The following is a 12392-nucleotide window of genomic DNA, read 5'->3' on the forward strand; positions in this document are numbered from 1 at the left end:
AAAGGCGCCTGACCTGGTTGTCTACCCGTCAGGCACCTTTCACTGAACCGGCAGGGTCACCTCGTGTGGCCGTCGGAGCGCCGACGGTGGAGCGTGAAGGTCTCGAACACCGACAGGTCGCCGTTCGGCTTGTTCACGTTGTAGTAGGTCACGTGCATGCGGGTGGTGTCACCGGCGTGCCGTCCGGGGTCGACAGTGAAGGCGGCGAAGCCGTAGGGGTGCTCGAGGTCCCGGACTCCGGTCCAGACCGCCTCCTCCTTGGTGTAGGTGGAGGTGCGCTTGCCGTTGGAGCCGGGGGTCGCCGACACAGCGGTGATCACCTTGGCGGTGCCGTCCGTGAAGAACTTCTCGTTCGTCGTGCCCGAGACACCTCCGCCGCCGAGGATCATGTGCACGGTGCCAAGACCGGTGTCGATGGAATCGGTGGCCCGGGAGACCGGGCGAGGGGTCAGCGTCTCGCTGCCGGTGACGACGCCGCGAACGGCGAGCGAGCGCTCGTAGTTGTGCTCATGGCCGCACAGCACGAGGTCCACCCCGTACCTGTCGAACAGGGGGCCGTACTTCTGGCGCAGGCCCAGGTCGGCACCGTTCGCGTCCGAGGAGCTGATCATGACCTGGTGCATGGCGACGACCACCCAGTCGACATCGCGCGAAACACGCGCCGCCTTCAACTCCTTCTCCAGGAAGGCGAGTTGCCGTCCACCGGAGTAACCGCTGATGTAGACGTCGCCGCCGTCCTGGAGGCAGTTGTCGTCGTTCTGCAGCACGATCACCCGGACGGAGCCGACCGTGAACGCGTACCACAGGCCCGCGAGTTCGGCGTCGGTCTCGGTGGAGGGCAGGGTGAAGTAGCTCTGGTAGGCGCCGAGTCCGAGCGGGCCGTTGGCCTTCTCGATCTCGTGGTTGCCGGCCGCGGGCATCCAGGGACGGAAGCGCGCGGAACGGGTGTTGTTGGTGAAGAAGTTGTTCCAGGTACGCACCCGGTCGACGTCCAGGTTCGCGTAGCACAGGTCGCCGTTGAGCAGATGGAAGAGCGGGGCGACCTGCTCGATGCCGGTGACGATGTCCTTCGTCGCGGGGGTGGAGTTCGCGTCGAGCGCCACCGTGCCATCGGCCGCCCAGGTCACCTGCGGAGCGGACTGGTCGCCGAAGCTGGTGAAGGTGAACGGCTTCCGTCCGCGCGGAGCGGTGCGGAACGTACCGCTGTCGGGGGTCGTGCCCTCGTGGGTGGCGAGGTAGACGTAGTCGGTGCCCGGGGTGAGCCGGTTCAGCGAGGCGTGGTGGACGTAGACGGTACGGCTGGAGGTGCCGTCCACGTAGGTGACGGTCCGGGCGTCGGCGCTGGATCCGAAGCCGTGCTCCAGCGTGCCGTAGTGCACAACGGGTCTGGTCACCGGTCTGTCGGTGATCCACGACACCGTCATCTGGGTGCGCGGGTCCGCCCCGAAGGTCAGGTGCAGCCCTTGGACCGGGGGCGCACCGGCCGAGTCCGCGGTGAGGTGAAGGGCCGGGGCGGCAAGCGGAGCGGCCTGCGCCGTACCTGCTCCCAGCAACGGGGTGACGGCCGCGCCGGCCCCTGCCGTACCGAGAAGGCCCAGCGCGTGGCGACGGCTGACCCCCTCGGAAGACTTCGTCGACTCGTCCGATGTCCCTGTCTGTGTGGCCATGGTGCCCTCTCTGGCGAGCAGTTGAGCTGACAACGACCGCACCCTGGCGCGCCCCAGCGGCCCCTGAGTGAACGGTGCGTTGCCAGACGGTCATTGCGCCGCGCGTGGCGGGCCACGGAGGCGATTCTTGCCCTCGCCTTTGCCAGTGGCCACCCCGCCGTTGACGCGACCGGGCCCGGGGCGCCACTCTTTGCCGAGCGAGCGTGACGGATCAGCCGAGGTCAAGCAGTTCCTCGTAGAAGCCGCCGAACTCGCGGCCCCGGTCGACGAGGTGGATCTCGAGGATCCAGTGACAGCGGCGCCCGGCCTTGTCGGTGCGTCGCAGCGGGGTGTCGTTGTCCGGCGCGATGTACGACTCCACGTCCGCACCGTCGATCGTCTCGTGCGGGAACTCACCCACGAGGTGTCCGACGTGCCAGCCGCCCAGTCCCCAGCCCGCGCCGGTGGCAAGCCGCTCGACCTCGGCGTACAGCCGCTCGGCCTTCGCCTGGGCATCCAGCAGACACGCGGCGCACGTGGGTTCGTCATCCGGTCCGGCCACGGTGAGTTACCGGAGGGTCTCGCGCCAGTAGAAGTGCAGCGACGCCGCCTTGACCTGCAACACCCTGGTCGAAGGACTTCCGTCGGTGTCGGCGGTGGTGAGGGCGGGCGGCTCCGGTCGGCCTCGGTCATGCGCAGTCGACCCTGGGTACCGGATACGGGTGGGGCAAAACCGCGCGGTCAAGGGCTCACCGGCGCAGCGGCGTGAGGCACCCCTCATCCCGTCAACAGAAGCAGGGGCACCGGGGTGTGGGGCTGCCCGTGCGGTCGTACGGCGGCGAGGGCGGCGTCGGGCAGGAACGCCGTCCGGTGTCCGCCGACGGGGCTGGCGGTGGCGCCGTCCCAAGTGACAGGGATCAGCCGGGTACAGCCAGGGGCCGGCGCGATGGCACCGGTCAGCGAGATGCGGGGCAGGGCCGGCAGCAGGCGCCCGGTCACGCCTGCGAAGTGCGGCGAGCGGGGTGTGGGCGGCGGGCAGGTCCGCGTACGGATTTCCGGCAAGGCTCACGAACCAGCGGTGGTCGGGAAGTTGGGCGAGCAGTTGAGGAAGGCCGCGCCGGACGGCGACCGCGTCCACCACCCACCGGGCACCGTGCTCGGCCAACAGCCGTCTCAGCTGGTCGGCGACTCCGACCGAGGTGGAGCCGGTCACCACGATCACCTCGGTGTCGTACGACGTGGTGAGCACGACGGTGGCCGACTATCCCACGGGGTGGTCCGGCACGGGGCGTACGTCGGTCACCTCGCCGCCGAGCGTGCGCGCCAGCGGCGGCGGCAACGGGCCCAACCCGTCCCGTACCTGACCGATCGCAGCCGGCTTCGGCATCTCGGTGGGCACCGCCCACGCCCACACGACCGCCGCGATCAGCCTACTTGCCGAGCGTGCCTACATGAGAGCCGGCCCGTGGGTGATGACGCCCCTCAGACGCCCGCCAGGCCGTGACCTCACGCCAACCCAGCAAGTCCGTCAACCGCGCATCGTCCGCGGCACGGGCACCGGTCGAGCGCGGCGTCGCACGACCGAAGTCGTGGAGGATCTTCCACAGGTCCCGGTGCAGCCCGAATCGAATGTCGTCGATCGCCGCGGCCGTCCTCACCCTGGAGCGACAGCGTTGAAAGGGCTCAGTGAGTCGCTACCACTGGTACGGCAGATACTTCCCATCGAGGGTGATGACGACCCGGTCGCCCGCGGGGTCGGGAACACGCCGGACATCGAGCCGGAAGTTGATCGCGCTCATGATGCCGTCGCCGCACTGCTCATGGATCAGCTCCTTGATGGTCGGCCCGTAGACCTGGACGACCTCGTAGAGCCGGTAGATCGTGGGATCCACGGGGACGGCCCCGTCCAGGGCTCCCCGGGTCGGCTGGAGCTGGAAGGCCAGGGCGGCGTCGCCACCGAGTTCGAGCAGTGCCGCCGCTGTGGCCGCCTCGTCCTTGCCCATCGGGTGCTGGCCGAGCAGGGCCGCCGTGGTCCAGGCCAGCGGCTTGCCGACCGCTTCGGCCAGTTGGGCCCACGTGACCCCGGTCTTCACCTTGGCCTGACGTACGGCTTCGGCGGCTTCCTGCTTGGTGAGCATGTGCATCTCCCTTGACGACGGTGGTCCTGGTCGCACGTCACACCAGAGTAGGAGCCGTAGGAGCCGTGTCGCGGCACCGACCTAATGACCCGCTGGCCTACTAACCCACTGGCCCTGCTGGCCTACACGAGGTACTGCCACTTGGTCATGCGGTCCTGCAGGTCCACGGTCGGCCCGTCCAGGGTGAAGGTCCCGTCTCCGCGATGGTGAAACAGCTGCGGTTGGGGCTGAGAGGGGTCTGTCCACGCCCTGACGGCCTCCAACAGGAAGAGGCTGCAGGGGGCCACGAGGCTGCTGTCGGCGACCCTGCACTCGATGTTGGCGAAGCATTCGGCCACGAGGGGTGCCTGGACCTCCGCACCGGATACGGCGGTCAGGTCGAACTCCTCGAACTTGTCCACGTCGGCGCCCGAGCAGTTGCCGATGTCGACCACCGTGGCAGCCATGTCCGCCGTCGGGACCGAGATGACGCACTCGCCGGTTTCGACCAGGGCCTGGTAGCTGTGGTCCCAGGGGCCGATGGTGCACGCGATCAGAGGCGGGTCATGGCGCACCATCATGTTGAACCCGTTGGTCATCACGTTCGGGATTCCGCGGTGCCGGGTGGTGACCAGGATCACGGGGCCAGGCTCGATCAGACGGTGAACCTGGTCGAGGGCGTGGGGCTGAAGGTCCTTTACGGTAATCATGTGTGCTCCTGGTGCCGTGCGATCCGCGCGTCGGCATCCCGGCCGGCGCACTGTCTGTCGAATCGAGTGTCGGCAGACGGGCGCACCGCTATGAAGGCCGCGTTGTTCCTGGGTGCGGCAGGACCAGCCTCCACCGGGCGCACATGCTCATGTGCGCCGCTACTGCCCCTTGGCGGCGAGGTCGGCCGCGGGCACGGCCGCCCGGGCATGCTTCGGCTCGGCCGCCATGGTCCTCAGCGCCTCGAAGGCATCCGCGGTCGGGCTGGCCGGTTCGGCCTGATAGACCACCAGTTGCTGATGCGGGGCCCCATTGACCGTGAAAGCCGCGAACTTGATGTGCAGGTCGCCGACCAGGGGATGCTTGAGATGCTTTCCTTCCTGGGACTTTCCCTTGACCTCGTGCATCTGCCAAATCCCCGCGAACTCCTCGCTCTGGGAGGACAGTTCCGCCACGACCTCGGCGATGCGGGCCGACTCGGGATCGTGGCCGTAGGCTGCCCTGAGTTCGGCGACACAGGAGTGCGCGGCGCGCTCCCATTCCTGGTAGAACTCTCGCCCCGCCGGGTCGACGAACACCATGCGGGCGAGGTTGTCGAACTGCTCGAACCCGCTGTGGAGAGCCGTGGCAAGGGAGTTGCCCGCCAGGATGTCGAGGGCCGGGCCGATGACGAAGGCCGGAGTGTGCTCCCATCCGTCCATCAGCTGCAACAACTGCCGGCTGGCGTCCGCCTCGCCCCAGTCGTGCGGGCGCTGCGAGGCGGTCAGACAGAGGCGGTTGAGATGGTCGGCAGCCTCCGTATCCAGTTTCAGCGCTTGTGCCACGGCCTCGAGCACCTGCGGGGACGGGCTGTTTTCGCGCCCCTGTTCCAGCCTGATGTAGTAGTCGGAACTGACTCCGGCGAGCAGCGCGACTTCCTCTCTGCGCAGTCCCGGCACCCGACGTCGCCCGTGTTCGGGGAGACCGACGTCGTGCGGCTTGAGGGCCTCTCGGCGGGCTCGGAGGAAATCACCCAAAGGTGTCCCATTGCTCATGCAGCAAGACTAGATGGTTTCCCGCCGATCAGAAGTGCCGGTCGCGGAGTATTGCACCAGGTCGCACACCCTGCACACAGAATAATTCGCCGTCTTCGCACGCCTGGGAGACCTCTCGTCGTCCGCCAGCTCCTTGTGTCGCCCGGGGGCCTTGAATCCTGGGTGTAATGCACCCACCTTCGACAGAAATTTTCCGGGCGTTTTCCGCCTAGCCTCGGCAGCATGGACCACGACACGCGCCCTGACTCCGTTGAAGGGCTGGGTCAGTTCCTCCGCTCCCGCAGGGGACGCCTCAACCCCGTGGACGCAGGACTGCCCAGCGCCGGCCGGCGTCGAGTGCCCGGCTTGCGGCGTGACGAGGTCGCGACGCTCGCAGGTGTCAGTCCGAGCTACTACAGCCGACTCGAGCAGGGCCGTGAACGCAGCCCCTCGCTCCGGGTTCTGGAGGACATGGCCCGCGTCCTGCAACTCGGGGAAGAGGACAAGCGGGAACTCTTCCGGCTGGCTCAGCCTGCAACCCGCCGCACGAAGCGACCCTTCCGGGTCGAGCGCGTCCGCCCGCAACTGCGGCAACTGATTGAAAGCTGGACCAGGACGCCGGCCTTCATCGTCGGGCATGCCCAGGACCTGCTGGCCACCAACGCACTGGCCGACGCCCTCTACCGCGACTTCGCGCAGCACGACAACGTGCTGCGCATGCTCTTTCTGGACCCCGCGGCGAAAACCTTCTACAAGAACGCGGAGCGGGCCAAGCACCGTGCGGTCGCCGACCTTCAGCAGTCCGCCGCGAGCACGCCCGAGGATCCCCGCATCCTGGAGCTCGTAGGCGAACTGTCGGTGCGCAGCCAGGAGTTCCGCTCCTTGTGGGCACGCGAGTACACCCGGGTCCCGCCCTACGACGTCAAGCAGATCCACCACTCCGGCGTGGGGGACCTGGAGTTGCGGCATGAGGCCCTCACCATCCGCAGCGCTCCGGGACAGCAGCTCGTCATCCTGCAGGCCGAGCCCGGCTCCCCCTCCGCCGACGGCCTGGCCCTGCTGGGCTCCATCAGCGCACCTGAAGTACGTCACCAGCAGAATCCCGCACACGGCGCCTGAGCCGAGTGCCGTCGACGGCACCCTGAATTCGATTCAAGAAGTCACCGAAAATATGCGCCGCGTCGGGTGTCGGCGGATTGAAAACCAGATTCCGCACGTATTCCGGACGTCGCGGCTCATCCGATGGGACGGACGGCGGTGTTCCCAGCCCACCTCGTTCCCAGCCCACCTCGGATCAAGGATCCCTCGCCCGCAACACGTCGTCGACGCAGCGCTCGCGCCGCAGCCTCCGGCACTTCCCCCGGACAGCGGCTCGCCAGGGCCGTCTCGTCTTCCTGGGTGTGAGACTCCCAGGAAAAGCACAGCCTTCATACCGCCGCAGCCGACGGGCACAGTCGAATACGTCAACAGGAAATCCCCGAGAAGGGGAAACGACGAAAGAGGTTTTTCCCATGGCTACGTGGTTTGTCACCGGCGCCTCCCGTGGAATCGGCGCTGAAATCGCCCGCGCCGCTCTGGCAGGCGGTAACAATGTCGTGGTCGCCGTACGAAACCCGGAACGCGTTCCGGCCGATCTGAAGAACTCCGACAACGTCTTCGCGGTCGCCCTGGACGTCACGGACAACGACAGCATCCCGCAGGCGGTCGAGGCCGCCGTGGACCGGTTCGGCGGCATCGACGTCCTGGTCAACAACGCCGGCCGCGGCCTGCTCGGCGCGTTGGAGGAGATCAGCGACGCGGAGGCCCGGTCGCTGTTCGACCTCAATGTCTTCGGCCTGATCAACGTCACCCGTGCCGTGCTGCCCGTGATGCGCAAGCAGGGGTCCGGCAGGCTGGTGCACATCGGTTCCCGGTCGGGTTTCGAGGGCGAGCCCGGCGTCAGTCTGTACAGCGCGTCGAAGTTCGCGGTCGCCGGCATCAGCGAAGCACTCTCCGCGGAGATGGCGCCGTTCGGGATCCAGTCGATGGTCGTCGAGCCCGGCGTCTTCCGCACCGACTTCCTCGACGCCAGCTCGCTGTCGGTCGCCGCGAACCGCATCACCGACTACGACGACACCCCCGCGCACGTGACGCTGGACTGGATCGACCAGGCCAACCACGCCCAGCTCGGCGACCCCGTCGAGGGCGCCGCCCTCATCGTCGAGGTCGCCTCCACCGAGAAGCTGCCCACGCACCTCTACCTCGGGCGCGACACCATCGAGCGGCTCGAGGTCAAGTACCAGCAGGTGCAGGAGGACCTCGCCCCGTGGCGCGAGAAGTCCGCCGCCACCGCGCACCACGTCGCCGTCTGACGCCGACGCGATCGGGCACCTACAGCCCCCACGAGCAGCCCCGCCGGGCAGGACGACCGGCCCGGCCGGGCACCACACCGATCCGCCCCTCCCCGCCTTCCGATCAATCCCGCGCTCCCCGCCTTCCGATCAAAGAGACTGAGGTTCTGTGATGTCTGCTGCCCTGCTCACCGGCACTCCCCTTGCCGGCCGTGTCGCCTGGAGACCTCGACGTCGGGCACTGGGGAGAGCACCAAGCAGACCGAGATCGTCACCAACGCGCGGAAGTTCAGGAACGGCACCTACGCGGCCCGGGTCAAGTTCAACGACGCGCCCAAGTACGGCCCGGACGGCGACCACCTCGTCCAGACGTTCTTCACCATCAACGACCTCACGGCGCCGATGGCGGACGACTACTCCGAGTACGACTTCGAGTACCTGCCCAACGGCGGCTGGGGCGAGACCTCCGACATCCTCTACACGACGTCCTGGGAGACCTACCAGGCCGACCCGTGGGTGGCGGTCAACCAGCACACCGAGGGCCGGCAGAGCTACAACGGCTGGCACGACCTGGTGCTGACCATCGACAACAGCAGCATCAAGTACTACATCGACGGACAGCTCTTCGGCACCCATGACTCCGCGTACCTGCCGGAGCGGCCGATGTCGATCAACTTCAACCAGTGGCTGATCGACCTCGCGGGCCAGACCAGCACCACCGCGCGGGCCTACGACGAACAGGTCGACTACGTCCTGCACGTCAAGGACCAGGTCCTCACGCCGGCGCAGGTCGCCGCCAAGGTGACGGCGTACCGCAGCGCGGGCACCACCTTCGAGGACACCGTCCCCAGCAGCTGATCCCCTCGCCCGAGGACGAAAGGCCAGGGCGACCGCACAGGCCGACGGCGAGTGGCCGAGCCTCTGAGCCTCCTCAAGTCGCTTGGCACGCGGAGCACATGGCAGTCAGTCTGATCCCCATGACAGGAATCACGGGACTGAGCAAGAAGAACAACTTCGTGCTGGCCATCCGGGACGCGGACGTGGTCGCGGCGACCCTGCGCCTGGCACTGGCCGAGGCCTCGCCGGAAGAGCGCCTCGGCCTGGAACGCGCTGCCGCGCTCGTCGAGTCCACCGCCTCCGCCACCGAGACCCAGCTGCGTGCCCGCTGGGTCCACTCCCGGCTGGCCGACGTCGGCTTCACCGGGGACATCACCTCGGTCGCGGCGGTGCGGGCGCTGCGCCAGGCGGAACCGAAACTGAGCCTGCTGGCGGCGGTGCAACTGCAGAAGGAGGCAGTGGCCCATCCGGCGTGATCCGGATGGGCCACCCCTGACACGCGGGGAACGGAGGCTGCCGGAGGCGTTGCGCTGCTCAGGAGGTGAGGTAGCAGGTCTTGCTCACGCCCGGCAGCGGATCGGTGCCGAACGCCGCCGTCGTGCAGCCGGTGCCGCCGGTGAACGCCTTGTAGAGGAAACGGCCCCGGGCGCCGTAGGCGACAGTCCGCTGCCCGCTGAAGGCGCACGTGCCGCCTTCGGTGGAGCAGGAGGCGGCGTAGCCGACCGGGCCGCCGGTGGCGGTGTAGCAGGACTTCGACTCGCCGGGAATCGGGTCGCCGAACGTGGCGTCGGTGCACGGGGTGTCACCGGTGGCCGTGATCGTCGTGAACGCGCCGAAGGCGCCGTATGTCACCGGCTGCCCCGCGGCGGCCGGGCAGGTGCCGTTCTGGTCCGCACACTTGGTCCAGCCACCGGATGGTCCTCCCGCGGGCGCCACATAGCAGGACTTGGCCACGCCGTCGATGGGATCGCCGAAGTGGGCGTTGGTGCAGGCGACGGAGCCGTTGGTGACCTGGTGGGCGAAGTTGCCGTTGGCGCCGTAGACGACGTCACGGTTGTACCCCGGCACGGCGCAGGTGCCGCCCTCGGCCGCGCAGGCGGTGTATCCGGGCGGGCCGCCCGCGTCGGCGACGTAGCAGGACTTGACGAGATTCGACGCCGGGTCGCCACCGAAGGAGTCGTTGGTGCAGGCGGTGCTGCCGGTCACTGTTTTGTATGTGTAGGTCCCAGCCCCGTAGGCCACCGAGCGGGTGCCGCTGAAGGTGCAGGTGCCGGCCTCGCCCGCGCACCGGGTGAAGCCCGGCCGCAGCGCGCCGGTACCGGGATCGGCGGGCGGCGTCGGATTGCCCAGTCCGGCGGCGGCCACAGTGTAGCCGCCCGGGGCGACACCGGTGAGGTAGACGTAGGTGTCGTCCTGGCTCGCGCCGGTGATTCCCGAGGCGGGGGTGAAGGTGCCGTTGCTCCAGACCACGGTCCCGTTCACGGACACCGAGATGTTGCCGCCGCCGAACTTCGGGACGCCGATGCGGCCGGTGGTGCCGGCCGGGCTGGCGAGGTGCGCCGAGTACGTGCCGGCGGCGGGGTCGCGGGACCAGGACGCGTTGACGGCCCCCTGGGGCATGGTGATGCGGCCCTCGGCGCTGGTCAGGTCGCCGGGGTGCGGGACGAAGCGGTACGTGCCGGTCGCGGACTCGGGTGCGGTGCCGAGCACGTCGAAGGTGAGCGTCGAGGTGGGCGCGGTGGACCAGCCGTGGGCCAGGCTCATGAACGAACCGCCGTAGGCGAGGCCGCCGTCGGCCTTGATGCCCTCCCAGAAGGTGCTCTTGGTGCCGATGTCGCTGGTCAGCATGTGGCCCCAGGTGCGGCGGATCTGGTCCAGGGCGGTGTAGTCGTCATTGGCGGTGAAGCGGGCGTTGAGCTCCATGCCGCCGGCGAAGGGCGACACGTTGCCGCCCCACTCGGGGGTGGCGGGACCGTAGATGCCCCAGTTCTTCCCGAGCCCCGCGATGACACTCTTCGACTTGGCCGCGGAGTCGGTCAACCCGTACCAGACGGCGAGCGAGTTGCCGTCCTGCGGGTACAGGCCACTGGTCGGGTTGTCCTTGTACATGCCCTTCGCGGCGTCCCACAGCAGGGAGTTGGCCGCGGACTTGATCGCGGCCGCCTTGCCGTTCCAGCTCGCGGCCAGCGCGCTGTCGCCCTCGACCGTGGCCAGGGTGGCGCCGCCCTTGAGCGCGGCGTACAGCAGCGCGTTGGCGGAGACGTTCTCGCCGCCCTGGCCGACCCGGGCCCAGTCCTGGGTGCGCGTCACGTTGAGCAGGTTGTTGCCGTCGATCTTGTTGGTGATGAAGGCCATCCCGCGCTTGTAGTCGGCCCATTCGGAGTCCAGCCACGTCCGGTCGGCCGAGTAGGTGTAGTACGTCGACGTCCCCAGCAGCGTCCAGGTGTGGTAGGTGTCCGAGCCGGTGAGGTTGAACGGCGGCCCCGACCAGGGGATTTCGCCTTCCGCCGACTGCGCGTTGTACATCGTGGTGAGCGCGTTGCGGGTCGGGACGAGGTCGTTGGAGTACGCGTACTGCGTGGGTACGGCGATACCCATGTCGCCGGGCCACACCGTACGGTCGCGCTTGGCGCCGTCGACCAGGACGGAGTCACCCACGCCGACGGTGGCGCCGTTGTCCCACGCCGAGGACGGCGGGGGCCAGGCGCGGCCCTGGTTGGAGGCGATCGTGTTGAGCTGCACGGTGTACGCCCCGGCGTACCAGATGCGGTTGAGAAGGTCGTCGCTGGAGGAGAAGTAGTTGGCGTAGTCGGCCGGGTCGGCCTTGCCCGGAGCCGCGGTGAAGTTGAGGCTGACGCCCTTGAGGTCCACCCAACCCGAGGTGTCCAGGAAGACCGTCAAGTAGCGGAATCCGCCCCGTTGTTGAGCGGTGGGCACCGTGTAGGTGCCGTTGGCGGAGGCCGTGGCGTAGAGCGCCCCGTCCTCGCCGTCGCGGCCGCTGCTGCGGTCGCTGTTGTTGCCCACGTACAGGGACGACTCGCTGAAGGCCAGGCCGACGCGCTGGCCGCTGTCGCTGGCACTGCCGAAGGACAACGTTGTCACACCACCGACCTCTTTGCCGAAGTCGAGGGTGACGGCCGACTGCGAGCCGGAGATCCGCGTCGGCTGCCCGCTGAGGACGTTCTGCGGGTTCGCGACACTGCCGGAAGATCGGTAGATCGCGGCCGGCTTGAGGGTGCGCGAGGTCGGCGAGTAGTTCAGGGCGTCAAGGGTCGCCTTGCCGACGCCTGCTGCGGTCGACGAGGTTGCCGCCGACGTGGCCGGCGCGGGTGCCATGAGGAGTGCGGCGGCCACCACTGCGGCGAGGCCGAGTAGGCGCTCCGGACCGGGCGTTCGGATCAGCAAGGGGCGGCGGCGCCGCATAGGTACCTCCCGGGTCTGGATGCGGGAACGAGGTGCTTGAATCGATTCAAATCGATCGTTGACGAAGGTCTGGGACTCATGAAGCAGTGAGTGTGCGAGGCGCCTCGCCGAAGTTCCACCGATGATGTGCGCCCCGCAACGGTGTGTCAACCCGTCACGGTGGGTGCGAACTCCCCCTGGAATCACTCCCGTTGGAGACATTGACAGCACCTCACCAAACCGGTTCACTGCCTCCCGGACAGGTATGGACCAGTGCCCGCCCCCGCCCGGCTCAGTGAGACCCAACCGGCGTCCCCCACCCTGAAATCGAGGCGAGTT

Annotated in this window: 10 protein-coding genes and 3 pseudogenes; 6 read left to right on the top strand and 7 right to left on the bottom strand. The window is 68.4% G+C overall.

Annotation, left to right across the window (positions count from 1 at the left end; all coding sequences use genetic code 11):
• Positions 1-56 precede the first annotated feature (56 nt).
• The 3 genes and pseudogenes from ACZ7M3_RS38385 to ACZ7M3_RS38395 all read right to left on the bottom strand — a co-directional run bounded on the left by ACZ7M3_RS38385 (position 57) and on the right by ACZ7M3_RS38395 (position 2645).
• Entirely contained in the window at positions 57-1667 is a 1611-nt protein-coding gene (locus tag ACZ7M3_RS38385; protein ID WP_472069740.1) for a purple acid phosphatase family protein, read from the bottom strand.
• 211 nt (positions 1668-1878) lie between these two features.
• Positions 1879-2142: pseudogene (locus ACZ7M3_RS38390) on the bottom strand (M24 family metallopeptidase); the annotation flags it as partial.
• Positions 2143-2423: 281 nt separating this feature from the next.
• Entirely contained in the window at positions 2424-2645 is a 222-nt protein-coding gene (locus ACZ7M3_RS38395) for a hypothetical protein (protein WP_472069742.1), read from the bottom strand.
• Between the two features lie 200 nt (positions 2646-2845).
• Here ACZ7M3_RS38395 and ACZ7M3_RS38400 point away from each other — a divergent pair, with 200 nt between their 5' ends.
• The gene (locus ACZ7M3_RS38400) at positions 2846-3010 is read left to right on the top strand and encodes a hypothetical protein (RefSeq protein ID WP_472069744.1); all 165 of its coding nucleotides are present in this window, start codon (positions 2846-2848) and stop codon (positions 3008-3010) included.
• Positions 3011-3079: 69 nt separating this feature from the next.
• A pseudogene (locus ACZ7M3_RS38405) lies at positions 3080-3323 on the top strand (transposase family protein); the annotation flags it as partial.
• Between the two features lie 17 nt (positions 3324-3340).
• On the opposite strand, the gene cynS reads toward ACZ7M3_RS38405, so the two are convergent.
• The 3 genes from cynS to ACZ7M3_RS38420 all read right to left on the bottom strand — a co-directional run bounded on the left by cynS (position 3341) and on the right by ACZ7M3_RS38420 (position 5505).
• Complete coding sequence (cynS, locus tag ACZ7M3_RS38410; RefSeq protein ID WP_472069746.1) at positions 3341-3784, bottom strand: cyanase; 444 nt, start codon at positions 3782-3784, stop codon at positions 3341-3343.
• A 122-nt stretch (positions 3785-3906) separates the two neighbouring features.
• A complete protein-coding gene (locus tag ACZ7M3_RS38415) occupies positions 3907-4473 on the bottom strand; it encodes a flavin reductase family protein (RefSeq protein WP_472069748.1) in 567 nt (188 codons plus the stop codon).
• 159 nt (positions 4474-4632) lie between these two features.
• Positions 4633-5505 carry a helix-turn-helix transcriptional regulator gene (locus ACZ7M3_RS38420; RefSeq protein WP_472069750.1) on the bottom strand — a complete coding sequence of 291 codons (873 nt, stop codon included), beginning with the start codon at positions 5503-5505 and terminating at the stop codon, positions 4633-4635.
• A 222-nt stretch (positions 5506-5727) separates the two neighbouring features.
• On the opposite strand from ACZ7M3_RS38420, the gene ACZ7M3_RS38425 reads away from it, so the two are divergent.
• The 4 genes and pseudogenes from ACZ7M3_RS38425 (at position 5728) to ACZ7M3_RS38440 (ending at position 9127) form a co-directional block, all read left to right on the top strand.
• Entirely contained in the window at positions 5728-6603 is an 876-nt protein-coding gene (locus tag ACZ7M3_RS38425; protein WP_472069752.1) for a helix-turn-helix transcriptional regulator, read from the top strand.
• Positions 6604-6995: 392 nt separating this feature from the next.
• Positions 6996-7835: an SDR family NAD(P)-dependent oxidoreductase gene (locus ACZ7M3_RS38430; protein WP_472069754.1), complete on the top strand. Its 840-nt coding sequence runs from the start codon at positions 6996-6998 to the stop codon at positions 7833-7835.
• 198 nt (positions 7836-8033) lie between these two features.
• Positions 8034-8672: pseudogene (locus ACZ7M3_RS38435) on the top strand (glycoside hydrolase family 16 protein); the annotation flags it as partial.
• Positions 8673-8791: 119 nt separating this feature from the next.
• Complete coding sequence (locus ACZ7M3_RS38440; RefSeq protein ID WP_472069756.1) at positions 8792-9127, top strand: hypothetical protein; 336 nt, start codon at positions 8792-8794, stop codon at positions 9125-9127.
• A 58-nt stretch (positions 9128-9185) separates the two neighbouring features.
• Here ACZ7M3_RS38440 and ACZ7M3_RS38445 read toward each other — a convergent pair whose 3' ends face one another.
• Entirely contained in the window at positions 9186-12074 is a 2889-nt protein-coding gene (locus tag ACZ7M3_RS38445) for an alpha-L-rhamnosidase-related protein (protein ID WP_472069758.1), read from the bottom strand.
• Between the last annotated feature and the right edge of the window lie 318 nt (positions 12075-12392).

Source organism: Streptomyces sp. NPDC111656, assembly GCF_055656965.1.

Excerpts from the sequence above, each read along its gene's own strand:
- ACZ7M3_RS38385 (WP_472069740.1), bottom strand. The coding sequence starts at position 1,667 with ATGGCCACACAGACAGGGACATCGGACGAGTCGACGAAGTCTTCCGAG.
- cynS (WP_472069746.1), bottom strand. The coding sequence starts at position 3,784 with ATGCTCACCAAGCAGGAAGCCGCCGAAGCCGTACGTCAGGCCAAGGTG.
- ACZ7M3_RS38415 (WP_472069748.1), bottom strand. The coding sequence starts at position 4,473 with ATGATTACCGTAAAGGACCTTCAGCCCCACGCCCTCGACCAGGTTCAC.
- ACZ7M3_RS38420 (WP_472069750.1), bottom strand. The coding sequence starts at position 5,505 with ATGAGCAATGGGACACCTTTGGGTGATTTCCTCCGAGCCCGCCGAGAG.
- ACZ7M3_RS38425 (WP_472069752.1), top strand. The coding sequence starts at position 5,728 with ATGGACCACGACACGCGCCCTGACTCCGTTGAAGGGCTGGGTCAGTTC.
- ACZ7M3_RS38430 (WP_472069754.1), top strand. The coding sequence starts at position 6,996 with ATGGCTACGTGGTTTGTCACCGGCGCCTCCCGTGGAATCGGCGCTGAA.
- ACZ7M3_RS38440 (WP_472069756.1), top strand. The coding sequence starts at position 8,792 with ATGACAGGAATCACGGGACTGAGCAAGAAGAACAACTTCGTGCTGGCC.
- ACZ7M3_RS38445 (WP_472069758.1), bottom strand. The coding sequence starts at position 12,074 with ATGCGGCGCCGCCGCCCCTTGCTGATCCGAACGCCCGGTCCGGAGCGC.